This window comes from Blastomonas sp. CCH1-A6 (assembly GCF_001556365.1).
Taxonomy (GTDB): Bacteria; Pseudomonadota; Alphaproteobacteria; order Sphingomonadales; family Sphingomonadaceae; genus Blastomonas; species Blastomonas ursincola.
Window position 1 is genome coordinate 1 of record NZ_LSIS01000106.1, and the last position, 260, is coordinate 260.

At 72.7% G+C, this 260-nt stretch carries 1 protein-coding gene; it reads right to left on the minus strand.

What is annotated here, in order from left to right:
• On the minus strand, positions 1-260 hold a 260-nt coding region (locus AX735_RS25615; RefSeq protein ID WP_446471778.1), incomplete at both ends, for a uroporphyrinogen-III synthase.

The following is a 260-nucleotide window of genomic DNA, read 5'->3' on the forward strand; positions in this document are numbered from 1 at the left end:
CGCCCGCCAGCCGCAGCACGTGCAGATGCCCGTCCTCGACCAGCATTGGCAGCATCGCGGCAAGGCCTCCCGTGCCCTGGCCGCGCACGCGGAAGCCCAGATCGCTCGCCATGCGCGCGGTCTTGCCGCCCACGGCATAGACCGGCAGGCCCTTGAGGTCGGCGAGGGCCGGGCCGCCATGGCGGAACACATTGGCACTGCCCACGAGCAGCGCGTCATAGGCTTGCGGGTCGGCGGGCGTCCAGGCGACCGGCTCGATC